At 53.5% G+C, this 21,681-nt stretch carries 25 protein-coding genes; 3 read left to right on the plus strand and 22 right to left on the minus strand.

What is annotated here, in order from left to right:
- Positions 1-108 precede the first annotated feature (108 nt).
- From ACPXV9_RS09765 to ACPXV9_RS09785, 5 genes are all read right to left on the minus strand, one after another.
- The gene (locus tag ACPXV9_RS09765; RefSeq protein WP_423896322.1) at positions 109-675 is read right to left on the minus strand and encodes a DUF4124 domain-containing protein; all 567 of its coding nucleotides are present in this window, start codon (positions 673-675) and stop codon (positions 109-111) included.
- A gap of 139 nt (positions 676-814) precedes the next feature.
- On the minus strand, positions 815-2,221 hold the full coding sequence (gene glnA, locus ACPXV9_RS09770; protein WP_423896324.1) for a glutamate--ammonia ligase: 1,407 nt from the start codon (positions 2,219-2,221) through the stop codon (positions 815-817).
- 246 nt (positions 2,222-2,467) lie between these two features.
- Positions 2,468-3,484: a glutamine synthetase beta-grasp domain-containing protein gene (locus ACPXV9_RS09775; RefSeq protein ID WP_423896326.1), complete on the minus strand. Its 1,017-nt coding sequence runs from the start codon at positions 3,482-3,484 to the stop codon at positions 2,468-2,470.
- 360 nt (positions 3,485-3,844) lie between these two features.
- Positions 3,845-4,645 carry a PP2C family protein-serine/threonine phosphatase gene (locus ACPXV9_RS09780; protein ID WP_423896328.1) on the minus strand — a complete coding sequence of 267 codons (801 nt, stop codon included), beginning with the start codon at positions 4,643-4,645 and terminating at the stop codon, positions 3,845-3,847.
- Positions 4,646-4,737: 92 nt separating this feature from the next.
- Positions 4,738-5,706: a serine/threonine protein kinase gene (locus tag ACPXV9_RS09785; RefSeq protein WP_423896330.1), complete on the minus strand. Its 969-nt coding sequence runs from the start codon at positions 5,704-5,706 to the stop codon at positions 4,738-4,740.
- Positions 5,707-5,956: 250 nt separating this feature from the next.
- On the opposite strand from ACPXV9_RS09785, the gene thiI reads away from it, so the two are divergent.
- The 3 genes from thiI to typA all read left to right on the plus strand — a co-directional run bounded on the left by thiI (position 5,957) and on the right by typA (position 9,826).
- The gene (gene thiI, locus ACPXV9_RS09790; protein ID WP_423896332.1) at positions 5,957-7,411 is read left to right on the plus strand and encodes a tRNA uracil 4-sulfurtransferase ThiI; all 1,455 of its coding nucleotides are present in this window, start codon (positions 5,957-5,959) and stop codon (positions 7,409-7,411) included.
- A gap of 47 nt (positions 7,412-7,458) precedes the next feature.
- Entirely contained in the window at positions 7,459-7,878 is a 420-nt protein-coding gene (locus ACPXV9_RS09795) for an MAPEG family protein (RefSeq protein WP_423896334.1), read from the plus strand.
- A gap of 130 nt (positions 7,879-8,008) precedes the next feature.
- A complete protein-coding gene (gene typA, locus ACPXV9_RS09800; protein WP_423896336.1) occupies positions 8,009-9,826 on the plus strand; it encodes a translational GTPase TypA in 1,818 nt (605 codons plus the stop codon).
- 69 nt (positions 9,827-9,895) lie between these two features.
- On the opposite strand, the gene ACPXV9_RS09805 is transcribed toward typA, so the two are convergent.
- The 17 genes from ACPXV9_RS09805 to ACPXV9_RS09885 all read right to left on the minus strand — a co-directional run bounded on the left by ACPXV9_RS09805 (position 9,896) and on the right by ACPXV9_RS09885 (position 21,672).
- Positions 9,896-10,372 carry a hypothetical protein gene (locus tag ACPXV9_RS09805; protein ID WP_423896340.1) on the minus strand — a complete coding sequence of 159 codons (477 nt, stop codon included), beginning with the start codon at positions 10,370-10,372 and terminating at the stop codon, positions 9,896-9,898.
- 163 nt (positions 10,373-10,535) lie between these two features.
- Positions 10,536-10,775 (minus strand): hypothetical protein, encoded by a 240-nt coding sequence (locus ACPXV9_RS09810; protein ID WP_423896342.1) that lies wholly within the window; start codon positions 10,773-10,775, stop codon positions 10,536-10,538.
- Between the two features lie 186 nt (positions 10,776-10,961).
- Positions 10,962-11,153, minus strand: a complete 192-nt coding sequence (locus ACPXV9_RS09815; RefSeq protein ID WP_423896345.1) for a hypothetical protein — start codon at positions 11,151-11,153, stop codon at positions 10,962-10,964.
- 113 nt (positions 11,154-11,266) lie between these two features.
- Positions 11,267-12,013 carry a twin-arginine translocase subunit TatC gene (tatC, locus tag ACPXV9_RS09820; protein WP_423896348.1) on the minus strand — a complete coding sequence of 249 codons (747 nt, stop codon included), beginning with the start codon at positions 12,011-12,013 and terminating at the stop codon, positions 11,267-11,269.
- 1 nt (position 12,014) lies between these two features.
- Entirely contained in the window at positions 12,015-12,416 is a 402-nt protein-coding gene (tatB, locus tag ACPXV9_RS09825) for a Sec-independent protein translocase protein TatB (protein WP_423896351.1), read from the minus strand.
- A gap of 12 nt (positions 12,417-12,428) precedes the next feature.
- On the minus strand, positions 12,429-12,665 hold the full coding sequence (tatA, locus tag ACPXV9_RS09830) for a Sec-independent protein translocase subunit TatA (protein WP_423896353.1): 237 nt from the start codon (positions 12,663-12,665) through the stop codon (positions 12,429-12,431).
- Positions 12,666-12,691: 26 nt separating this feature from the next.
- A complete protein-coding gene (locus ACPXV9_RS09835) occupies positions 12,692-13,024 on the minus strand; it encodes a phosphoribosyl-ATP diphosphatase (RefSeq protein ID WP_423896356.1) in 333 nt (110 codons plus the stop codon).
- Positions 13,021-13,410, minus strand: coding sequence for a phosphoribosyl-AMP cyclohydrolase (hisI, locus tag ACPXV9_RS09840; protein ID WP_423896358.1), 390 nt, complete (start codon positions 13,408-13,410; stop codon positions 13,021-13,023). Before hisI ends, ACPXV9_RS09835 begins: the two co-directional genes overlap by 4 nt.
- Positions 13,411-13,466: 56 nt before the next feature.
- The gene (gene ubiB, locus ACPXV9_RS09845) at positions 13,467-15,098 is read right to left on the minus strand and encodes a ubiquinone biosynthesis regulatory protein kinase UbiB (protein ID WP_423896360.1); all 1,632 of its coding nucleotides are present in this window, start codon (positions 15,096-15,098) and stop codon (positions 13,467-13,469) included.
- A gap of 12 nt (positions 15,099-15,110) precedes the next feature.
- On the minus strand, positions 15,111-15,761 hold the full coding sequence (locus ACPXV9_RS09850) for a ubiquinone biosynthesis accessory factor UbiJ (protein ID WP_423896363.1): 651 nt from the start codon (positions 15,759-15,761) through the stop codon (positions 15,111-15,113).
- Between the two features lie 16 nt (positions 15,762-15,777).
- Positions 15,778-16,545, minus strand: coding sequence for a bifunctional demethylmenaquinone methyltransferase/2-methoxy-6-polyprenyl-1,4-benzoquinol methylase UbiE (gene ubiE, locus ACPXV9_RS09855; protein WP_423896366.1), 768 nt, complete (start codon positions 16,543-16,545; stop codon positions 15,778-15,780).
- Positions 16,546-16,623: 78 nt separating this feature from the next.
- Complete coding sequence (locus ACPXV9_RS09860) at positions 16,624-18,111, minus strand: methyl-accepting chemotaxis protein (RefSeq protein ID WP_423896368.1); 1,488 nt, start codon at positions 18,109-18,111, stop codon at positions 16,624-16,626.
- Complete coding sequence (locus tag ACPXV9_RS09865) at positions 18,080-18,580, minus strand: hypothetical protein (RefSeq protein ID WP_423896370.1); 501 nt, start codon at positions 18,578-18,580, stop codon at positions 18,080-18,082. The genes ACPXV9_RS09860 and ACPXV9_RS09865 overlap by 32 nt, the downstream gene beginning before the upstream one ends.
- An 82-nt stretch (positions 18,581-18,662) precedes the next feature.
- Positions 18,663-19,055 (minus strand): gamma-butyrobetaine hydroxylase-like domain-containing protein, encoded by a 393-nt coding sequence (locus tag ACPXV9_RS09870; RefSeq protein WP_423896371.1) that lies wholly within the window; start codon positions 19,053-19,055, stop codon positions 18,663-18,665.
- 12 nt (positions 19,056-19,067) lie between these two features.
- Positions 19,068-20,384: an ATP-dependent protease ATPase subunit HslU gene (gene hslU, locus ACPXV9_RS09875; RefSeq protein ID WP_423896372.1), complete on the minus strand. Its 1,317-nt coding sequence runs from the start codon at positions 20,382-20,384 to the stop codon at positions 19,068-19,070.
- Positions 20,385-20,447: 63 nt separating this feature from the next.
- Positions 20,448-20,996 carry an ATP-dependent protease subunit HslV gene (gene hslV, locus ACPXV9_RS09880; RefSeq protein WP_423896375.1) on the minus strand — a complete coding sequence of 183 codons (549 nt, stop codon included), beginning with the start codon at positions 20,994-20,996 and terminating at the stop codon, positions 20,448-20,450.
- Between the two features lie 85 nt (positions 20,997-21,081).
- Positions 21,082-21,672, minus strand: coding sequence for an SPOR domain-containing protein (locus tag ACPXV9_RS09885; protein ID WP_423896378.1), 591 nt, complete (start codon positions 21,670-21,672; stop codon positions 21,082-21,084).
- Between the last annotated feature and the right edge of the window lie 9 nt (positions 21,673-21,681).

The following is a 21,681-nucleotide window of genomic DNA, read 5'->3' on the forward strand; positions in this document are numbered from 1 at the left end:
TAAGCTGAAGTGCCCGTAAATTCTGGCTTGGTTTATTGTGCATAATCAGAAGCGCGGTTTTGTCTTGCTGATTATGCACTAATATGGTGCTTTGTGCGTCGAGTTTTTCTAGGGTGATCCTATATAAGGCACTGGTAGTATGTTTGCACCTGCTTTGGCTCGGTGCACGTAGATGGTGACGGCCTTGGTTTTCTTCAGGACTTTGCCTTTTTTGTTCAATATGGCGGCATGAATTTTATGGGCTCCCCGATACAGCTGGCCAAACGTGTGGCTGGTGGCCTGACTGGGTTTGCCGCTGGGTTTGCCATCAATATAGAACTGGACGCTATGCTCTTCGGCCAGAGCGGGGGAGATGGCAACGCTGCTGGTGAGGGTAAGCTGTCCCATGGTGACCGTGGTCTCATTGGCTGGAGATTCCAGTGTGATGGTGTACTTCTCGGGTTTTTTGTCTTTGTCGGTCTCTTCCTCTTTGGGAGGCGATAGTTTCACCGTGATTCGGGTGGCCGGTTGGGTGTTTACTTCCGGTAGCTTGATTTCCTCGGCTTTATTGCCTTTGGGGTTATCGGTAAAAACCACGTTGCCGTTTTCGTCGACGGTTTTGTATATCTCTGCCTGAGCGATTAGGGCTATACCGCAGGCCAGCATTAGGGTGCTGAAGATACGCAGTGCTTTCATGGCTTCCATCCTTAATAACGATCTTTGTTTCATTCTATCTTTCTTTACGACAAACAAAAGGCCGCCTGGTTTCCCGAAGCGGCCTTTCAAATAAAAAGAGCCGCAAAGGCGGCTCTTTTTATGGGTTTGAACTCCAGCGTTAAACGCTGTAGTACAAATCAAACTCAACTGGGTGAGTGGTGTGCTCAACGCGGTATACGTCTTCCATTTTCAGGTCGATGTAAGCGTCGATCATGTCGTCGGTGAATACACCGCCGGCAGTCAGGAACTCACGGTCGCCGTCCAGGGCGTCCAGAGCTTCGCGCAGAGAACCGGCAACAGTTGGGATGGCCAGAGCTTCTTCAGCTGGCAGATCGTACAGATCTTTATCAGCTGCATCGCCAGGGTGAATCTTGTTCTGAACGCCGTCCAGGCCAGCCATCAGCATAGCTGCGAAACACAGGTATGGGTTGGCGATTGGGTCAGCGAAGCGAGCTTCGATACGCTTGCCCTTAGGAGAAGAAACGTAAGGGATGCGGATAGAAGCAGAGCGGTTGCGGGCGGAGTAAGCCAGCATAACAGGGGCTTCGAAACCTGGGATCAGACGCTTGTAAGAGTTGGTACCCGGGTTGGAGAAGGCGTTGATGGCTTTGGCGTGCTTGATGATACCACCGATGTAGTACAGGGCAGTGTCAGACAGGCCTGCGTAGCCGTCACCAGCGAATTGGTTTTCGCCGTCTTTCCAGTAGGACTGGTGAACGTGCATGCCAGAACCGTTATCGCCAACCACTGGCTTAGGCATAAAGGTCGCGGTCTTGCCGTAAGCGTGAGCAACGTTGTGTACACAGTATTTCAGAATCTGAACTTCGTCAGCTTTTTTAACCAGAGTGTTAAATACCACACCGATTTCACACTGGCCGGCAGTAGCTACTTCGTGGTGGTGTACTTCAACGTCCAGACCCATTTGCTCCATGGCAGCACACATGGCGGCACGGATGTCGTGCAGGCTGTCTACTGGAGGTACTGGGAAGTAGCCGCCTTTAACGCGAGGGCGGTGACCCATGTTGCCATCGCTGAATTCGCCGTGGGTAGACCAGTGAGCTTCTTCAGAGTTGATTTCATAGCCGCAAGAGCCCATGGAATCTTTCCACTTAACGTCGTCAAATACGAAGAACTCGGGCTCGGGGCCGAAGAAGGCGGTGTCGCCCAGACCGGTGGACTTCAGGTACTCTTCAGCGCGCTTGGCAACGGAGCGAGGGTCGCGTTCGTAGCCTTGCATGGTGGCAGGCTCAATGATGTCACAGCGCAGGATAACGGTTGGCTCGTCAGTGAACGGATCCAAAATGGAGGTGCTGTCGTCCGGGCGCAGGATCATGTCAGACTCGTTGATGCCTTTCCAGCCGGCGATGGAGGAGCCATCGAACATCTGGCCTTCTTCGAAGAAGTCTTCGTCAACGGATTTTGCCGGGATGGTAACGTGCTGCTCTTTACCTTTGGTGTCGGTGAAACGCAGGTCAACCCAGCGCGCTTCGCTTTCTTTAATCAGATTCAGAGTTTGCTCTGACATGTTCATTCTCCAAAATTGGCTAAGCCAAACGGTGTTAAAAAAGTGTTACTGCGCGCCTTAGAAACGCGCTACAGAGAAAGACCCTTGCGCTGCCCTTCTTCTTGGACTCGCATTCTTCATGTTTTACGGGTTGGAAGCAAGAGAGCGTGCCCAAAAAAAGGGCAAATTGGGTGGCAGGCAATAAAAAAGGCCAGCCCCGGAGAGGGGTGGCCTTTTTGAAAACTACTTAAAGATGAGTTGGGTCGATTAAACGCCAGCTTCGTTAGTAGTTTTAACGATTGCAGCAGCAACCTTGTATGGGCAGGCGTTAGACGCTGGACGACGATCTTCCAGACGACCTTTCCAGCCATCTTCAACAGTGCCAACCGGGATGCGGATAGAGGCACCACGGTCAGATACGCCGTAGCTGAACTCGTCGATGGACTGAGTCTCGTGCAGACCGGTCAGACGCTGGTCGTTGTCGGCACCGTAAACGCTGATGTGGCGCTCAATGTTCTTACCAAACTCTTCACAGATCTTGGTGAATACAGACTCGTCACCTTGCTCACGCATGGCAGTGTTGGAGAAGTTGGCGTGCATGCCGGAACCGTTCCAGTCGGTGTTGCCCAGAGGCTTCGGATGCCAGTCGATGGCGTAGCCGTATTTCTCAGCGGTGCGCTCCAGAATGTAGCGGCCCAGCCAGATTTCGTCACCAGCGCGCTTGGCGCCTTTGGCGAAGATTTGGAATTCCCATTGACCGGCAGCAACTTCAGCGTTGATGCCTTCAACGTTCAGGCCGGCTTCCAGACACAGGTCCAGATGCTCTTCGATGACGTGACGGCCGTGAGCGTTTTTGGCGCCTACGGAGCAGTAGTAAGGGCCTTGAGGTCCTGGGTAGCCGTTGGCTGGGAAGCCAGCTGGCAGGCCAGTTTCCATGTCGATCAGGAAGTACTCTTGCTCAAAACCGAACCAGAAATCTTCGTCATCATCGCCTTCTTCGATGGTGGCACGGCCGTTAGACTCGTGGGCGCTACCGTCGGCGTTCAGTACTTCGGTCATTACCAGGTAAGAGTTGTTACGATCTGGATCAGGAATGATCGCTACTGGCTTCAGCAAGCAATCAGAATCGTTACCGTCAGCTTGCTCGGTAGAAGAACCGTCGAAGGACCACATTGGGCACTCTTCCAGGGTGCCGCCGAAGTTGTCGCGAACCATAGTCTTGCTGCGCAGGCTTTGAGTTGGCTTGTAACCGTCAAGCCAGATGTATTCCAACTTACTTTTCATCTTGAGAATCACTCCAGTAGGTTTTGTTGAGTTTTGGGGACGTTCCCCTGAATGGGGAAAACCCCGAAATAATCATGTGGGGTATTGGTGAGCAAACTCTGTACCAACTTATAAAAATCTCGGGCGCAAAAATCAGTTTGCGTCCAAAATAGCGCACGGACGCGACTATTTAAGCGCTTTATTGGGGCGGGCGAGTGTCCCCGTGGTTCAAGGCTTTATGAGGTGGTTCCGGTGCGAGACGTGTGTTATGCGTTATTTTGGGGCGCAAGTGAGCTTTAATGCATTGTATTGGTGCATTTGCTCAGGTTGTGCTCACTGTCAGTGCAGTGCGGCCTGAAGTGTGTTGTCATCAGGCATCAATCAAACGGTTTTATCTGGTGTTGTGTCATCCACAACGGCATCCACTACGATTGCGGTGATATTGTCGCGGCCACCCTGATTCAGGGCTTTATTGACCAGATTTTTTACGGCTTGTTGCGCCTCAGTTGCTGTTAACAGGGACTGAAGCTCATCTTCAGGCAGCTCGTTATAGAGTCCGTCACTGCAGACCAAAAAGCGATCTCCCGCCTGAACCAGATCGAAATCGAGATCCAGGTGCAAGGTTTGATGAACACCCACGGCCCGTGTCAGTACATGGGCTGACGGATGCCTGGCTGCCTGCTGCGGTGTCATCGCGCCACTGGCGATTTTATCCTGGGCTACCGTGTGGTCTCTGGTCAGCAATTGCAGCTGTTTGTTGCGCAAGCGATAAACCCGGCTGTCACCTGCCCAAAGCAGGAAGCCGTAACCGCCATAGTAATAGAGTGCTGCAACGGTAGAGCCGACTCGCTCGCCCTTAGACTTGAAAGAGTTGCGGCAGTTTGCATGAGCTTCGCGCAAGCGTACTTCAATATCCCTGATGCAACCGGCAATAGTGCTGGCCTTAATGTAGTGGACGAAGGCGTCAACGACGACGCCACTGGCATAATCGCCACGCGCCAGGCCGCCCATACCGTCGGCTACGGCCCACAGGCCTTGTTCCGAGTCGTTATAGAAGGCGTCTTCGTTGACCTCTCGGACGCGCCCGACATCACTTAGCGCAGCGCTGCGCCAGACAAACTTAGTGGTTGATTGGCACTGGGTCTCCAGTTCCACCAGCTGATTAAAATCGATATAGGGCATTGTTAGGGCCTGTTAATGCGAATTTGAATAATGCTGTTATGACGACATTGTGAGTGGCAGTGTCAATTTGGGTTTGAGCAGGGCTGGCGGCTCTAAACGCCTCCGTAACTCCAGCCTTCACGGAGGATGCGCAATACCTCATCCGCAGAATTGGGCCGGTCCTGAGGGTCTTTTTTCAGGCAGCTCATTGTCAGTTCAGCCAGTACGTCCGGTATTTTGGCGCTGGTCATATTGCGGGGATCCTCGGGAGTTTCATTGCGGATTTGCTCAAGCAGGGTTCGCACCACATCCCCCTGAAACGGAGTAACACCGGTCAAGGTTTCATAGAGAATCGCCCCCAGACTGTAGAGATCGGACTGGCCGGCAATGCCCGGGTCGCGATCAATTTGCTCGGGCGACATATACATGACTGTGCCCTGCAGTTTGCCTTCACCGGTCATACTTTTGCCGCTGAGTTTTTTGTTGAGAGTGGCCTCTTCGATCTCAGGCTCGTCGTCTTGTGCCGTGTCTTTGTGCCAGACTTTGGCCAAGCCCCAGTCCAGCACCAGTACCTCACCATAGGGGCCGATCAGGATGTTCTCGGGTTTGATGTCGCGATGTACTACTCCACGGGAGTGTGCGTAGCCCAATGATCGCGCAACCTGCACCATCAGATCCATGAGCTGGGTCAAATCATAGCGCTCGCGATAATCCAGCACTTCGCGCAAGGTGTAGCCATGCACCAGTTTCATGGTGAAGTAATAATTGCCGCGGTTGTCGCGGCCGATCTCATAGGTGGGCACCGTGCTCGGGTGTTGCAGCATTGCCGAAATCCGTGCCTCGCGCAGCAATCGACGGGTTTCAATGGGGTCGCCAATAAATTCGGGGCGGAGCGTTTTGTAGCAAACGGTGCGGTTCAGATGCAGGTCCCGGCACGATTTGATCAGCGATTTGCCGCCCTTGGCAATAGTGCTGAAAAACGCGTAACGCGTTTTGGGGTTGAGTACTTCCGGCAGTGGCTTATCGGTTTCTTCAGCATAAATTCGAGACTCCTCGACATTCTGCTGTGGAAATTCGTGCATGAGTAACCCCTTTAAATAGCGTGAAACGGCTGAATGGCAGGAAACCATTTTTTTGATGGCGTGTTGGTGCGATTCAATTATGCCATTGAACTGTGAAAAAGGCTGTCTCGAAGGTCAAGCCTGTACTGAAGGTGAGTTGAAGAAAAGCAACAGAAGATGATCTAGCCTTAAATAGCTTTGGTGGCAGCCGGCGCCTTACTTTATAATCGCCGCCTTTTTACCCTCATCCGCGATTGCCTGCGAGTTAATCATGCACTTTATTGTCAAACTCTTCCCTGAAATCACCATAAAAAGCCCGCCGGTGCGCAAGCGCTTTACTAAGCATTTACGCGAAAATCTGAAGTATTTGCTGGCCGATGTGGGGGCGCCGATTGAGGTGATCCGGGAGTGGGACAAAATTGATGTGATTTCCCCAAGCGAAGACCCGCTGGTAGCTGCCAGGGTGGCTGAGGTGCTGGCTCATACGCCAGGAATTGCCCATTTCTCCAAGGTTCGCAATCACCCATTGGGTGATCTGGATGATATTTACCAGAAAACCCACGAGATCTGGGCCGAGGCGTTGGCGGGTAAGACCTTTTGTGTCCGGGTCAAGCGCAGTGGCAATCATGAGTTTACTTCCACCGATGTGGAGCGCTATGTGGGCGGTGGCTTAAACCAGTATTCGGAAGCTCTGGGAGTGCGTCTGAAAAACCCGGACATTACGGTGATGCTGGAGATTCGCGGCGATCAGCTCTATGTGATTGAAGAGCAAATTGCTGGCTTGGGTGGTTTTCCGCTGGGATCACAGGATCCGGTGTTGTCATTGATTTCCGGTGGTTTTGATTCGACGGTTTCCAGCTATTTGACCATCAAACGAGGCATCCGCACCCACTATTGCTTTTTTAATCTGGGTGGTCGGGCCCATGAGGTGGCGGTCAAAGAAGTGGCCTATTATCTGTGGCGAAAATTTGGTGCATCCCATCGAGTGATGTTTGTGACCGTGCCATTTGAAGATGTGGTGACTGAAATTCTTGAGAAGGTGCACAACTCGCAGATGGGGGTGGTGCTCAAGCGCATGATGATGCGTGCAGCCAGCAAAGTGGCTGAGGAGATGGAAATTCAGGCGTTGGTGACCGGTGAGGCCATTGCGCAGGTTTCCAGTCAGACCCTGACCAATTTGTCGGTGATTGATGGTGTCACCGATACCCTGACGCTGCGTCCTCTGATCACCATGGATAAGGGCGATATCATTGATATTGCCCGGGAAATTGGTACCGAAGACTTTTCGGCCAGCATCCCCGAGTACTGTGGGGTGATCTCTCGCAAGCCTACAACTAGGGCTAAGGTGGAGCGGATTGAAGCGGAGGAGGCCAATTTCGATTTTGCCGTGCTGGATAACGCCGTAGAGGCTCGCAAAATGCAGCACATTGACGGGGTGATCAACGATTTACAGGACGATGAGCAGGTGGCTCTGGTTGCCAGTGTTGAAGCCGGTCAGGTGGTCATTGATGTGCGCCATCCGGATGAGGAGGAGCTGTCTCCGCTGACGCTTGACGGCGTCGAGGTGCTGAAGATACCGTTTTACCGTCTGAGCTCTGCCTTCGCTGGTCTCGATAAAGCGGTTGAGTACCTGCTGTACTGTGACAAGGGGGTAATGAGCCAGCTGCACGCAGCCAACCTGAAGGCTGAGGGATACCGCAATCTGGGGGTGTATCGGCCAGAGTGATCGGCTTAAGCCGCCTGATAACAATAATAATCAAGAGGAGTTGTGTTATGAGTAGTCATCAAATTTTCTGGCCAATGCTGTTGCAGATTATTTTGCCCAATATCGTGCTGTTGGTTATGGCCAAGCGCAAGGGCGCTGATCGCAAAGCCGGGACGGTGGATCTGAAAAAGTCGGCACTGGATAACACCGCTTGGTCTGAAGGGGTGGTGTTGACCTCTAATAATCTCGCCAACCAGTTTCAGATGCCGGTGTTGTTTTATGCCCTCTGCCTGATGGCCTACAGCCTGAATCTGGTCAGCGATCTGTTGATTTATGTCGCCTGGTTTTTTGTGGTGACCCGCTACGCCCACGCCTATGTGCATGTGGGCAGCAACTACATTCCCCACCGTTTCCCCTTGTTTCTGGTAGGCGTTGTCGCGCTTTGGGTGATGATCGGCAATTTGGCCTGGAAGCTGGCCGGGCTCTGATTTTCTGCTTAGTTGCAGAATCGATCAAAAAATATTCACAATCGTTAGTTTTAACGCGGCGAGGGTGCAGGTATAATGCGCGCCCTTTGCGGCGTGCTGCGCCCGTATTTTTTAAAATGAGACGCTGATTGTGATCGAGAAACTCCGAAATATTGCCATTATTGCCCACGTTGACCACGGTAAAACCACCCTGGTTGATAAACTCTTGAGCCAGTCAGGGACTCTGGATCGCAAGGACGAAGGTGCCGAGCGCATCATGGATTCCAACGATCAGGAAAAAGAGCGCGGCATTACCATTCTGGCGAAAAATACCGCCATTAGCTGGAACGACTACCGCATCAACATCGTAGACACCCCGGGGCACGCCGACTTCGGTGGTGAGGTAGAGCGCGTACTCTCCATGGTGGATTCCGTACTGCTGCTGGTGGACGCCGTTGATGGCCCCATGCCGCAAACCCGCTTTGTAACTTCCAAGGCCTTTGAGCAGGGTCTGAAGCCTATTGTTGTAATCAACAAGATTGACCGCCCGGGCGCTCGCCCTGATTGGGTCATGGATCAGGTATTTGAGCTGTTTGATTCTCTGGGTGCGACCGACGAACAGCTGGACTTCCCGGTGATCTACGCCTCTGCCATCAACGGCATTGCCGGTGACGATCCGGAAGATATGGCTGAAGACATGACCCCGCTGTATCAAATGATCACCGAAAAAGTACCTGCACCAGAAGTTGATCCGGAAGGTGCCTTCCAAATGCAGGTTTCTGCGCTGGATTACGACAGCTACGTGGGTGTTATCGGTATTGGCCGCATTACCCGCGGTACCCTCAAGCCCAACCAGCAGGTAGTGGTGAAGAGTGCCGATGGCAAAGAGCGCAAGGGTAAGGTTCTGAACGTTAAGGGCTATCTGGGGCTGGAGCGCATCGATACGGAGCTGGCGACTGCGGGTGATATCGTCTGTATCAATGGTATTGATGGCCTGAGCATCTCTGACACCCTGTGTGATCCGGACAATGTTGAAGCTCTGCCGCCACTGAGCGTTGACGAGCCAACCGTGAGCATGACCTTTATCGTTAACGATTCCCCGTTTGCCGGTAAAGAAGGCAAGTTTGTTACCTCGCGCAACATCAAGGATCGTCTCGAGCAGGAGCTGATTCATAACGTTGCGCTGCGTGTTGAAGAGGGCGACACCCCGGATAAATTTGTAGTTTCCGGTCGTGGTGAATTGCACTTGTCGGTATTGATCGAAACCATGCGTCGCGAAGGTTTTGAGATGAGCATTTCTCGTCCGGAAGTGGTCCAGCGTGAAATCGATGGCGAAATCCAGGAGCCGTTCGAGCAGGTTGTTATCGATGTGGAAGAGCAGCATCAGGGCTCCATTATGGAAGAGCTGGGTCTGCGTAAGGCCGAAATGACCAATATGGAGCCGGATGGTAAAGGCCGTGTTCGTCTTGAGTTTATGGCGCCTTCCCGCGGCCTGATCGGCTTCCGTGGTTTGTTCCTGACCCTGACCTCCGGTTCCGGCATCATGACCAGTGTGTTTGATCACTACGGTCCGGTCAAAGTGGGTGAGGTGGTTAGCCGCATCAACGGTGTGCTGGTGAGCATGGTTAAGGGCAAGACCCTGTCCTACGGCCTGTTCAACTTGCAGGATCGTGGTCGTCTGTTCTTGGGCCATGGTGCCGAGGTGTATGAAGGTCAGATCATCGGTATTCATTCGCGCTCTAACGATCTGGCGGTTAACCCCACCAAAGGTAAGCAGCTGACCAACGTTCGTGCTTCCGGTACCGATGAGGCGCTGACCCTGACGCCACCGATCAAGCATACCCTTGAGCAGGCGCTGGAATTTATTGAAGACGATGAACTGGTGGAAGTAACCCCGGAAAGCATTCGTCTGCGTAAGAAGCTGTTGACCGAAACCGAGCGTAAGCGAGCTAAAAACGCCGCCAAGTAATCTTGGACTAGTGGTGTAATCGAAAAGGCCGAAGCAAGCTTGCTTCGGCCTTTTTTTTGGCGCCAGTGTTTATGCCTGAATATCGAGCAGTGTACCTTTGACACCTTCGGGCGTTGGCGTCTCTTCGATCGGGTTGCGGTAATCCCGATCGATCAGGTTGCGCAGGTGTTCCATAAAGCTATCCTGATCGCTTTTTAATTGACCCAGTAATTCTTCAAAACGGCTTGTGTCACTGTCAGTGACCACCAGTGTTTGTGAGTCGGGTGCATCGGTGCCAGAGCTCAGGGATATATAGAGCTCGACCAAATCCTTCTGTCGCATTGCCGTATGTGTCTCTGAAACGGTTGCCCGTTTTTGCGATTGCTGATCCGAGTTTTCAGCTTTGCGACTTTCCAGTGTCTCTTCGATCTTCCTGACCCTCTCGTTAATATCTTCCGGTGTTGGGCCTTCTTCTTTGGCAACGTTTTCCTTGGCTGCGTCACCAGAACCGATAATCACTTTACTGCTGAGCGGTACGTCTGGGTTGATTGATGGAATGTTGGTCATATCATTTTCCTCTTGGTTTTTTACTGATACCAGTGTCTGTTAACGGCGGGCAAAATGATGTGTCTGAAGCCATTGGCAATGTGTGTTGCCGATGCCATTCAGACAATAAAAAAGCCAGCATTGACATGCCGGCTTTACTCAATCCATTGCGGTTTTTGGAAAATCAGGGATTGTAAAATACAGCTTCAATCTCTCTGGCTTCCTGTTCGGTAATCACAGGCTTGCGCTTACGTGGTCGGGCTGCCGGTGCGGTGTTTAGGCTGTATTTACCGGTTTGGCGACAGCGCTCAATGGTGTAGCCGTGATTGGCAATTTTTTTGTCGGAAACGTCGGCCAGAGTGGCGTCGCTGCCTTTGATTAAAAAAGCGGAGACAAACGCTCTGTTAAGTGGTGTTGGCTTCATAGGGGTTTCTCCTGATTCAATAAGATCGCCAAAGGTTGTGGTGGCTTGTGACCTCTCGGCCAACCATTAATTCCTTGGCATATATGCGTTTAAAAAAGCCAGACCTATCCAACATCACAGGATGAATGAAAAGGTCTGGCAATCGGGGGGAAGTCGGTTTACCTGTGACTGCCAGACGGCGCAGCCTCAAGAGGCTTCGCGATACTTGCCGCTTGCCTTTGAAGGCGGCTGGGCTGCCTTGGCCGGTTCGTTGCCATGGCGCGCTGGGGTGTCGTCAAACTGATCGTCAGCGAAGCCGAAAGCAAAAGGGCCGGCGGATACACGGAGCAAAAACTCTGAAGTGGATGCCAGAATGGCATCGGAAAATTGCTTGCTCATGGTGAGTCTCCTGTATTCGTTGAGTACAGGATTATTGTCGTGGCAAAGCGAAAAAAATGATGTGTGCGCGAGGTGTGAGAATGTGTCTTAACTTTGGGTTAAGGAGGGCAAGGTTAGGCTTCTCTGGCGTCCTCTGACTTACTGATCAGACGGCCAAACAGGATGCCGATCTCAAACAGCATCCACATGGGCAGGGCCAACAGCGATTGTGAGATGACGTCTGGCGGAGTTAACAGCATCCCCAAAACAAAACAGCATACGATCACATAGGGGCGCTTGGTGGCGAGCTTGTTGGCATCAGTGACGCCGGTGGCAATCAGAATGATGGTGACGATGGGGATTTCAAACGCCAGACCAAAGGCAAAAAACAGCTTTAAAACAAAATTGAGATAGCTGCTGATGTCGGTCATGACTGTGACCCCTTCAGGGCCAACCGAGGTGAAAAATTTGAAAATAATCGGGAAGACCACGTAGTATGCGAAGGCCATGCCCGCATAGAAAAGCACTATGCTGGAAATTAAAATCGGTATCGCCAGGCGTTTTTCGTTACTGTAGAGCGCCGGTGAAATAAACCCCCAAATCTGATACAGCACAAAGGGCATGGCGGCAAACAGTGCCAGAAAAAATGTCAGCTTGAAGGGCGTCAGAAACGGTGAAGCCACGTCGGTGGCAATCATTGAGCTGTTTTCTGGTAACAGACTGTGGAGTGGCGCCGAGACGTAGGTGTAGATATCGTTGGCAAAATAAAACAGGCCACAGAAAATCACCAGAACCACCAGCAGTGAGCGCAGCAATCTGTCGCGCATTTCAATCAGGTGTTGAACCAGAGGCATATCCTGGTCGGTTTCGGGTTGGCTCATGTTAACGATTCTGATCGGCGGGCGCGCCGCGGGTTTGATTGTCTTCAGATGAATGGTCGGATGGTTTCAGCGATTCGCTCAGAGGTTCATTTAAGGGCTCCAGCGCGCTCTTGCTTTCTTCGATGGCCTGATTGATTTCTGCCACATTCTCCGACATGGTGCGCTTGATGCTTTCCTGTGATTCTTCGAGGCGACGCATGACTTCTTCGTTGTGAAGTTGACGACGAATATCGTCGGCACCAATCTGTTGTTCGATCTCGGTTCGAGTGTTTTGGATACCGCGCTTGAGACGACCCCACCACAGCGCGATGGTGCGCACAGTCTCGGGCAGTCGCTCGGGCCCAATCACCAACAGTCCGACCACGCCGACGACCAGCAGCTCAAAAAAACCGATATCAAACACGGCTTAACGCACTTACTTTTTATCGACTTTTTCAGCTTCACCTTCAATGACTTTCTCACTGTTGGTGTCTTGCTGGCTTTGGTCTTCAACCTTGTTCTCGGCGCTGTCGTCATCCATGGCTTTTTTGAAGCCCTTGATGGCACCGCCCAGATCGCCACCCAGATTGCGCAGCTTTTTGGTACCGAACAGCATAAATACGATGACCAGAATAATCAGTAGTTGCCAGATGCTAATGCCGCCAATGCCCATGGGAATCTCCGTTAGTATGCAAATGTTTATTTATTGCGTGATGCTTTTTCTTCGAGGCCGGACATATCAAAACGTCGGGCCAGTTCATTGAGAACCGCCTGTGAATCTTCACCCAGATGCGACAGCATTACCAGTGAGTGAAACCAGAGATCGGCGGTTTCATAAATCAGGTTTTTGGTGTCGCCATCGGATTCGGCATCACGAGCGGCGAGAACCGTCTCAAAGGCTTCTTCGCCCACCTTTTCCAGAATCTTATTGAGACCCTTCTGGTGTAGGCTGGCCACGTAGGATTTATCGCTGTCGGCGTTATTTTTGCGCTGCGCCAGAATGCAGTCCAATTGTCTCAGTACGTCGCTCATGAATACATCTCTTTTGGGTCTTTTAAAACCGGCTCTGCAGTCTGCCATTCACCGTCTTTCAATACCCGATAAAAGCAGGACTGGCGACCTGTATGGCAGGCGATGCCGCCCTGTTGTTCTACTTTCAGGATAAGCACATCGGCATCACAGTCCAGCTGGATCTCCCTGATCAGCTGGGTATTGCCTGAACTTTCGCCTTTGCGCCAGAGCTGTTGGCGCGAACGGGACCAGTAGATGGCATAACCCTGTTCTGCAGTCAGTGACAGGGATTCCCGGTTCATCCAGGCCATCATCAGTATACGACCAGTCTCGGCATCCTGTGCGATAGCGGGTACCAGACCGTCGTCTGTCCACTTAATGGCGTTCAAAAAATCAGTGTTTTGCATAACTCAATATTTTAGGGGAGTTGTCTGATGGTGTCATTGGGCTTGTTGGGCAGTTTTTAGCGTCCCAGCAGGGCCCAGAGTGCGACCAGTCCGAAGCCCCAGCTGGGGGCGGGGATGCTGCCCAGTGTCATCTCCGCTGACATTGGGCCTGCGGTTAACACCGCGGCACTGGCGGCAATCAGACCCAGTGCCAGACGATAGTATTTGGGGCGGCTGTCTTTGGTTTGCAGTTTTTGAGCGGCCTGTTGCAGCTCAGGGGCCAGTTCACCCAGTTGCTTGACTTGATCGAGGGTGTCGAACAGGTTGTGCGGCATTTGTGGGATCTGCTCCATGACCTCTGGACCATAGCGCTTTAATTGTTGCCACAGGGTTTTCGGGTGGAAGCGATCCTGTATCCACTGCTCCAGAAACGGGTGGGCGGTTTGCCATAAGTCCAGTTCAGGATAGAGCTGTCGGCCCAGGCCTTCGACGTTGAGCAGTGTTTTTTGCAGGAGTACCAATTGTGGTTGTACCTGCATATCAAAGCGTCGGGCGGTTTGGAACAGGGTCAGGACAATGTGCCCGAACGAAATGTCTTTCAGTGGTTTTTCAAAGATCGGCTCGCAAACTGTGCGTATCGCCGTTTCAAATTCGTGGATTGGGGTGTCTTCCGGAATCCAGCCACTCTGAACATGGAGTTCGGCGACCAGTCGGTAATCGCGGCGGAAAATGGCCAGCAGATTGCGCGCCATATAATACTGATCGGAGTGGCTGAGTGAGCCCACGATGGCAAAATCCACGGCAATGTATTGTGGCGAATCCGGGTTCTGGCGCGATACAAAAATGTTGCCCGGATGCATGTCGGCATGAAAAAAATTGTGGGTGAACACCTGAGTGAAAAAGATCTCAACGCCGCGCTCAGCCAGTACCTTCATATTGGTGTTCTGGGCCCGCAATTCATCCATGTTGGTAACCGGAATGCCATAGATGCGCTCCATTACCATGACATTGCGACGGGTGAAGTCCCAGTACACTTCGGGCACGTAAAGCAGCTCGGAGTTGGCAAAGTGGCGGCGCAGTTGTGAGGCATTGGCGGCTTCGCGCTGCAGGTTGAGTTCGTCAAGAATGGTGTGCTGGTACTCTTCGACCACTTCGACCGGGCGCAGGCGGCGGCCGTCAACACTGTAGCGGGCAACCAGACGAGCCATTAGCAACATCAGGGCAATGTCTTTGACGATGGTCTTTTCGATGTTGGGCCTGACCACCTTGATAATGACCTTCTTGCCATTGCCTTTGAGTGTGGCGGTGTGCACCTGGGCGATTGACGCTGAGGCCAGGGGCTGACTGTCAAAGTCGTCAAACAGTTCGTCGACAGGCGCCTTCAAAGCGGCTTCGATCAAGCGTTGGCAGACGTCACTGGCAAAGGGCGGCACATTATCCTGCAGTTGATCAAGTTCCTCGACCAGATCGGCGGCGATCAGGTCCGGGCGGGTCGAGAGCAGCTGGCCGAATTTGATAAAAACCGGACCAAGGGTCTCGAGAAACAATCTCAGGCGCTCCCCGCGGGATTGCTTGGGCTCGGGCAGCAGTAAAGTAAAGCTGAGCAGAATCCGGATGCTGCGCGGCAGCTGTTCACGCGGAATAAACAGGTCCAGGCGGTAGCGCAAAGCAGCGTAGGTGATCTGGATAAAGCGAATCAATGCAACCACTGGGCGGGATTCCTATGGCGAAGGTTTTTGAGTTGAGTCGGAAGTTGCCAGCTTGTCGGCCAGTTGATGACGCAATTTTTCCACACGGGCCTGAAGCCGATCGGTCTTCAGGTAGAGCTGATCGACCTGGCTGTTAAAGCTCTCCAGTTCCGCGGTGCTTGGGGTGGCTCGCAATTCCTCAGTGAGAAATTCGCGCAGCAACCGCTCAGTACTCTTGCGGCGTTCATTGAGCCAACCCAGTTGGCGCCTGAGGGTTTCAGCCAATTGGTGACCGGCAACGTCGCCGAGCCACTGGTTGATGGCCTCTTCCCAGTCAATTTCCATATTGCGTGCCAGTTGCTTTATGTCGATCAGCAATGCCGTACTGCCCCAGACTTCGACGTCGCTGTCAGCCAGATTGGTGCTACTGCTGACGGCCAGTCTGATCAGGGCTGGCAGGCTACCCTGCAGACGCACCGTGGCCCCTTCGCTCTGATTGGTAACCATGATCTCATCGCCCAGATGGAAACAGAGGCTGGTATTCAGTTCACGAATGGTGATGGCCAGTGATTTACCGGTGTGTTGGCGCAGGGCACGTCGGGTCGCTGGATCGTAATCCAGAGCCTTATTGATGACGGTTTCCAGTGTCGCCGAGGCGGCTGCCAGCAGGGTGGGGTCGAGCATCATTTATTCCGTGGGTTCAGGGCTTGATGCCCTTGTGCAGGGCCACAATTCCGCCGGTCATATCGTGATAGCTGACATTGCTGAATCCGGCATTTTGCATCATGGACTTCAGGGTGTCCTGATCCGGGTGCATCCGAATTGATTCGGCCAGATAGCTGTAGCTTTCGGAATCGTTGGCCACCAGCTTGCCCATCATGGGCAGGACCTTGAATGAGTAGGTGTCATAGACCTTGTTGAGCAACGAGCTGCGGGGCTTGGAAAACTCCAGAACCAGCAGGCGGCCACCGGGTTTCAGTACTCTCAGCATGGAGCGCAGTGCCAGATCTTTGTCGGTGACGTTGCGCAGGCCAAAGGCGATGGTGATGCAGTCAAAGGTGTTGTCCGGGAAGGGCAGATACTGGGCGTCCGCCTGTGCGACCACCAGATTGCCGGCGACACCGCGATCAGTAAGGCGGTCGCGGCCGACTTTGAGCATGGAGTCGTTGATGTCCGACAGCACAACCAGCCCGTCTTTACCCACCAGCTGGGAGAACTTGTAGCTTAGATCCCCGGTACCGCCGGCAATGTCCAGTACCTTGTGGCCTGCTCGAACACCTGAAATTTCGATGGTGAAGCGCTTCCAGAGCCGGTGAATACCTGCAGACATCAGGTCGTTCATGATGTCGTACTTGGCGGCGACCGAGTGGAAGACGTCGGCAACCTTGTCGGCTTTATCTTCAACAGCAACTTGCTGGAAGCCGAAATGGGTGGTGGATTGCTGATTGGTTTTGGAATCGTCGTTCATGGGTAACCGCCTGAATTGTGAGGCGGTTATTGTACCCGTACCCGCCGCTAATACCAGCGGGTCAGATTATCTATGGGGTTAAAATAACTCAATGTCAGACTCAACCACCTGTGCATTGCTTTGCACGCCTTCAAAGCGGTTTTTTTCCTCGATCAGGGCGTCCACCTTAGAGACAAATTCGCCGCTCAGATTTTCAACTTGGGTAAAGTGTTCCAGCATTTCCAGCAGGGCGTGTTCGTGCTGTTGCCAGTCGGGGTCACGGATCAGATCAATCAGGTCCATAAAGCGCTGGTGGATGGCATGGTATGGGCCTTCAATGTTCTTGAAGGAGGGCAGATGGCCATAGGCCTCTTGACCGTCGGTGCTCAGCCAGAGCCCTAACTCAGTCTGCTCAACCGGAACTTGCAGGGCCTTGGCTTCTTCGCAATCCGGGCCGGCGTCGAGCAGGCGATAGCCGTTCTGCAGGTAGATGATCAGATCCTGTTTCATCAGATTAAAGCGGTTGAGCATCTTGGCGTAACTGACTCGCTGATAAATTTTGCCTGAAATGTCGGCAAAGCTCTCAAAGTTATCGGCAAACTGGCGTGAAGAGGTTGAGAAGTTCTGGGCGGCCTGATTCATTTGGGCTGTGCCTTCAACCACGGAGCCGGCCGAGCTGGCGATCTGGCTCATGGCCTGGCCAATTTTGATGGTCACTCCCTTGGTGTTTTCTGCCAGGCTGCGCACCTCGTCGGCCACTACGGCAAATCCCCGGCCGGCCTCTCCGGCTCGCGCCGCCTCGATGGCGGCATTCAGTGCCAGCAGGTTGGTCTGGTCGGCAATCTGGCTGATCATGTTGACCATTTCACCAATGGACTGACTCTGCTGGTTGAGGGTGTTGGAGTCCTTGTCCATGGCGGCCAGAGTCTGCTCCAGATCGTCCAGCTGTTGCAGCACCTCTCGCGCTGTCTGGCGTCCGGTGGAGGCCGTGGAGACCACTTCCTGGGTGTCGGCTTCTACGCTGTCGAGCTCATTGGTGACAAAACGCAGGTCTTTCTGGTTGGCTCGCAGCAGGGTCAGCAGGCGCTCGGTTCTGAGGTCGGAAATGTCGGCGGTAATTTTGTCGCGCTTGGTGCGCAACACACCTTCGGCCACCTTGTGCGCGGTTTCTCCCACTCTTTGAAGTACCCGGCCGAAGGTGCCCTGAAAGTTTTTCGGCAGGGGCTTGCGATGGATTTCGCCGTGAAGGGCGGCGGCGAACACCTTGTTGATCTCCTTGAAGGTGATTTCAATCTGGTCCAGAGAGGCGTTGAGCGATTCAATAATGGCCTGCTGGCTGACTTTCTGGAGGCGATTGTCGAGATCCCCCTGGCCCATTTTGTGGATAAGCTGGGCAATATCTTCACGCACATCTTCGATGTTATGAGCGCGCTTGTTGGCATAGACCAGCTGGGTGATCAGGATGATGGCCAGTGCCAGAATGCCCCAGTCCCAGTGCAGTCGTATTTGCGCGTAGATTGCCAGCAGTGTGACCAGCGCAATGCTGATTTGGCGGCTATGCGTTTTGTAGAGTATGGACCAGTTCATCGTGAGGCTTTCCGGTGGCGGCGATGGATTCTTCAAAATAGTGCAGGGCGCAGCTGGGATCGCTTGGGTTGCTCTGTTCCAGACGGGCCAGCTCCTGATAGATGGGATCAAAAAAGTCGATGGCCGCTTGTGAGGCCGGGTAGGAGACAAACTCATAACCGATCATGCCGCTATTGGCGCTGGCGCCAAAGCGCCGGCTGAGATCAACACAGCCCCAGAGGATCTGACCTTGGCTGCCTTTATGCGGCACTATGCAGGTGGCAAACCCCCGATTTTTGACTTCGTCAATGGCTCTTTCATAGATGTAGAACGGGCGAACTGCGTTGTTGTCATTGAGCAGGGGCTTGCCGGTAAAGCGTTGACTGGTCGCGCCAAAAAGTAATGCAAAAAAGCGGTTGACGTAGACAAAGCGAAACTCGGTGTCGAGCTTGGCAAACAGGTATTGATCTTTTGGTAGGGGGTTGGGCATCCAGAGTTTTCCTGAGTGTTACTCCGCAGACAGTATAGCCAGTTTAGCGGCTTTTCTCGGGAAAGCTTTAAGTCTCAGGGCCTCAGGAGGGGGGAGAAAATTGCAGGACTTGTGCCTGCGGCAGTCTGGACTTGCCCTCACGGTGCAGCGCGCTTTCGTATGCCTGATCCAGTTGTTCGCGGTTGCGGGCCAGATGCAGCAGATACTCCCAGCTGTAGATGCCCGTGTCGTGCCCGTCGTCAAAGTAGATGCGAATGCCATAGTGGCCGGTGGGCTCGAGCTTGTCGATGGCGACCATGGCTTTGCCGAATTGCAGAATGGCCTGACCGGGGCCATGGCCCTGCACTTCGGCGGACGGAGAGTGCACCCGCAGGAATTCGGCGTCGAGCTCGTAGCTGTCGGTGCCGAATTGCAGTTCCAGGATTTTGCTTTTCTTGTGCAGCAGAATCTTGCTGGGCGCGGGTGTGTCTGTCATGGCTTGACTCGGTTACAGAATGTAGCGGCTGAGGTCTTCGTTGCTGGCCAGTTCGCCCAGATGCTTGTCGACATAAGCGGCGTCGATTTCGATGGTTTCGTTGCCGGCGTCAAAGGAAATGTCTTCCAGCAGGCGCTCCATCACGGTATGCAGGCGACGGGCACCAATGTTCTCGGTGCGCTCGTTGACTTCGTAGGCGGTCTCGGCAATGCGACGGATGCCGTCTTTGCTGAAGCTCAGCTCGGTGCCTTCGGTCTTCATCAGTGCCACTTGTTGTTCGGTCAGTGAGGCGTTGGGCTCGGTGAGGATGCGCTCGAAGTCTTCCGGGGTAAGGGCTTCCAGTTCGACGCGGATGGGCAGGCGACCTTGCAGTTCGGGAATCAGGTCGGAAGGCTTGGCCAGATGGAAAGCGCCAGAGGCAATAAACAAAATGTGATCGGTTTTGATCATGCCGTGCTTGGTGCTTACGGTGCAGCCTTCGATTAGCGGCAGCAGATCGCGCTGCACGCCTTCACGGGATACGTCGGCACCGCTGCCTTCGTTGCGCTTGGCAACCTTGTCGATTTCATCGATAAAGACGATGCCGTTTTCCTCGGCAGCCTTGATGGCGGCGGCTTTGATTTCTTCCTCATTGACCAGCTTGGCGGCTTCTTCATCGCGGGCCTGTTTCAGGGCCTGTTTCACCGTCAGTTTGGTTTTTTTGGTTTTGGCCGAACCCAGCGAGGAGAACATGTTCTGTAGCTGGTTGGTCATGTCTTCCATGCCGGGAGGCGCCATGATTTCGACCCCCATGGTGGGAGCGGCCAGATCCATTTCGATTTCTTTGTCGTCCAGATCGCCCTCGCGCAGCTTTTTGCGGAACAGTTGGCGGGTGCTGGAGTCGGAGGGTTCACTGGAGCCATCAGCACCACGGGCCGGAGGCAGCAAGGCGTCGAGAATGCGCTCTTCGGCGGCATCGGCGGCGCGATGCTCGACCTTTTTCATTTCCTGTTCGCGATGCAGTTTGATCGACATGTCCACCAGATCGCGGATGATGGATTCTACGTCGCGGCCAACATAACCCACTTCAGTAAACTTGGTGGCTTCCACTTTCATAAAGGGGGCATTCGCCAGCTTCGCCAGACGGCGGGCGATTTCGGTTTTGCCGACACCGGTGGGGCCGATCATCAAAATGTTTTTCGGGGTAACTTCGGCGCGCAGGTTTTCTTCCAGTTGCATGCGGCGCCAGCGATTGCGCAGGGCAATGGCAACGGCGCGTTTGGCGTCGCTCTGGCCGACAATGTGGCGGTCGAGTTCGTGTACGATTTCGCGGGGTGTCATATTGGACATGATGATTTGGTTTCCAACTGTGCTGGTGGCTTGATTGAGTCGACTGCGGTGTTGCTCGAGGGGTCAGTCGGTGCCGTAATCCAGTTCTTCAATAATGTGATTGTGATTGGTGTAGACGCAGATGTCGCCGGCGATGCCCAGACCTTTGGCAACGATGTCCTGGGCTTCCATTTCTGTATTCTCAAACAGGGCGCGGGCCGCGGATTGGGCAAAGGGGCCGCCCGAGCCAATGGCGATAATGTCTTGTTCCGGCTGAATCACATCGCCGTTGCCGGTGATGATTAGTGAGGCTTCCTCATTGGCGACCGCCAGCAGCGCTTCCAGACGACGCAGGGCGCGATCGGTGCGCCAGTCTTTGGCCAGTTCTACGGCTGCGCGTACCAGTTGGCCGTTGTGGGCTTCCAGTTTGGCTTCGAAGCGCTCAAACAGGGTAAAGGCGTCGGCCGTGCCACCGGCAAAACCGGCCAGTACTTTGTCGTTGTAGAGGCGTCTGACCTTGCGGGCATTGCCTTTCATTACGGTGTTGCCCATGGAGACCTGGCCGTCGCCGCCAATAACTACTTTGCCGTTACGGCGCACGGACAAAATGGTGGTGCCTCGATATTGTTCCACGGTAAATCCTTGCTCAGTGAATAGGGGTTAGAGCCAAAGATGGGGGTGTTTTCGGGGGTTTCAAGGCTGCTGCCGGACTTTCTGTTTAGTTCGATTTGGCCCGGGTCAGCAGCAGCGGAGAAATGTCATTGGAAACCAGAATGCCTCGGGCTTTGGCCATTTTCGAGCGGCTGTCGTAGGGTCCGGTCAGGACTCTATGCCAAATTTCGTCGTCACGAATTTTGCTGGTTTCAATATAAGCGTCCAGATTCATCATGATCAATTCGGCGCGCAGTCGATCGGCGTCGCTGGCGGAGCGGAATGAGCCCGCTTGCAGAATGTATTCCTTATCCGGTGTGGCCGCCGTTGGCTTTTGAGTATCGGGTCGGGTAGATGGGGTGGTTACCGGTACTTCCGATTCTTTCAGCATTTTGTAGAAGTCGAAACGGGGTTTGGGCATATCCTTACCCGATGCCGCCTCCGTGTTGTTGCTGTTTTTGCTTGGCGTGTTTTCGATTGGCTGTGGGGCCAGTCCAGAGAGGTACATCAAAAACATGATAAACGCGCCCAGGATCGCACCGGTGAACAGCCAAACCCAGCCGGGAACACGAGACGGTTGCGGGGCAGGTTTGCGGTTGCTGTTGCGAGTATTGCGGTTGCCGGTATCGCGACTTTTTTTGGCAAAGTCTTTGGTCATGGTTTGATC

The sequence above is a fragment of the Candidatus Pelagadaptatus aseana genome (assembly GCF_040362265.1).
Taxonomy (GTDB): Bacteria; Pseudomonadota; Gammaproteobacteria; order Pseudomonadales; family Cellvibrionaceae; genus Pelagadaptatus; species Pelagadaptatus aseana.

What these genes read in the sequence shown, in the direction of transcription:
- ACPXV9_RS09780 (WP_423896328.1), bottom strand. Translation starts at nt 4,645, where the DNA reads ATGCCCTATATCGATTTTAATCAGCTGGTGGAACTGGAGACCCAGTGC.
- ACPXV9_RS09795 (WP_423896334.1), top strand. Translation starts at nt 7,459, where the DNA reads ATGAGTAGTCATCAAATTTTCTGGCCAATGCTGTTGCAGATTATTTTG.
- ACPXV9_RS09885 (WP_423896378.1), bottom strand. Translation starts at nt 21,672, where the DNA reads ATGACCAAAGACTTTGCCAAAAAAAGTCGCGATACCGGCAACCGCAAT.
- ACPXV9_RS09785 (WP_423896330.1), bottom strand. Translation starts at nt 5,706, where the DNA reads ATGCACGAATTTCCACAGCAGAATGTCGAGGAGTCTCGAATTTATGCT.
- ACPXV9_RS09810 (WP_423896342.1), bottom strand. Translation starts at nt 10,775, where the DNA reads ATGAAGCCAACACCACTTAACAGAGCGTTTGTCTCCGCTTTTTTAATC.
- ACPXV9_RS09765 (WP_423896322.1), bottom strand. Translation starts at nt 675, where the DNA reads ATGAAAGCACTGCGTATCTTCAGCACCCTAATGCTGGCCTGCGGTATA.
- hslU (WP_423896372.1), bottom strand. Translation starts at nt 20,384, where the DNA reads ATGTCCAATATGACACCCCGCGAAATCGTACACGAACTCGACCGCCAC.
- ACPXV9_RS09775 (WP_423896326.1), bottom strand. Translation starts at nt 3,484, where the DNA reads ATGAAAAGTAAGTTGGAATACATCTGGCTTGACGGTTACAAGCCAACT.
- ACPXV9_RS09850 (WP_423896363.1), bottom strand. Translation starts at nt 15,761, where the DNA reads ATGCTCGACCCCACCCTGCTGGCAGCCGCCTCGGCGACACTGGAAACC.
- tatA (WP_423896353.1), bottom strand. Translation starts at nt 12,665, where the DNA reads ATGGGCATTGGCGGCATTAGCATCTGGCAACTACTGATTATTCTGGTC.
- ACPXV9_RS09860 (WP_423896368.1), bottom strand. Translation starts at nt 18,111, where the DNA reads ATGAACTGGTCCATACTCTACAAAACGCATAGCCGCCAAATCAGCATT.
- tatC (WP_423896348.1), bottom strand. Translation starts at nt 12,013, where the DNA reads ATGAGCCAACCCGAAACCGACCAGGATATGCCTCTGGTTCAACACCTG.
- ACPXV9_RS09815 (WP_423896345.1), bottom strand. Translation starts at nt 11,153, where the DNA reads ATGAGCAAGCAATTTTCCGATGCCATTCTGGCATCCACTTCAGAGTTT.
- ubiE (WP_423896366.1), bottom strand. Translation starts at nt 16,545, where the DNA reads ATGAACGACGATTCCAAAACCAATCAGCAATCCACCACCCATTTCGGC.
- hisI (WP_423896358.1), bottom strand. Translation starts at nt 13,410, where the DNA reads ATGCAAAACACTGATTTTTTGAACGCCATTAAGTGGACAGACGACGGT.
- glnA (WP_423896324.1), bottom strand. Translation starts at nt 2,221, where the DNA reads ATGTCAGAGCAAACTCTGAATCTGATTAAAGAAAGCGAAGCGCGCTGG.
- ACPXV9_RS09805 (WP_423896340.1), bottom strand. Translation starts at nt 10,372, where the DNA reads ATGACCAACATTCCATCAATCAACCCAGACGTACCGCTCAGCAGTAAA.
- thiI (WP_423896332.1), top strand. Translation starts at nt 5,957, where the DNA reads ATGCACTTTATTGTCAAACTCTTCCCTGAAATCACCATAAAAAGCCCG.
- ACPXV9_RS09835 (WP_423896356.1), bottom strand. Translation starts at nt 13,024, where the DNA reads ATGAGCGACGTACTGAGACAATTGGACTGCATTCTGGCGCAGCGCAAA.
- ACPXV9_RS09865 (WP_423896370.1), bottom strand. Translation starts at nt 18,580, where the DNA reads ATGCCCAACCCCCTACCAAAAGATCAATACCTGTTTGCCAAGCTCGAC.
- ACPXV9_RS09870 (WP_423896371.1), bottom strand. Translation starts at nt 19,055, where the DNA reads ATGACAGACACACCCGCGCCCAGCAAGATTCTGCTGCACAAGAAAAGC.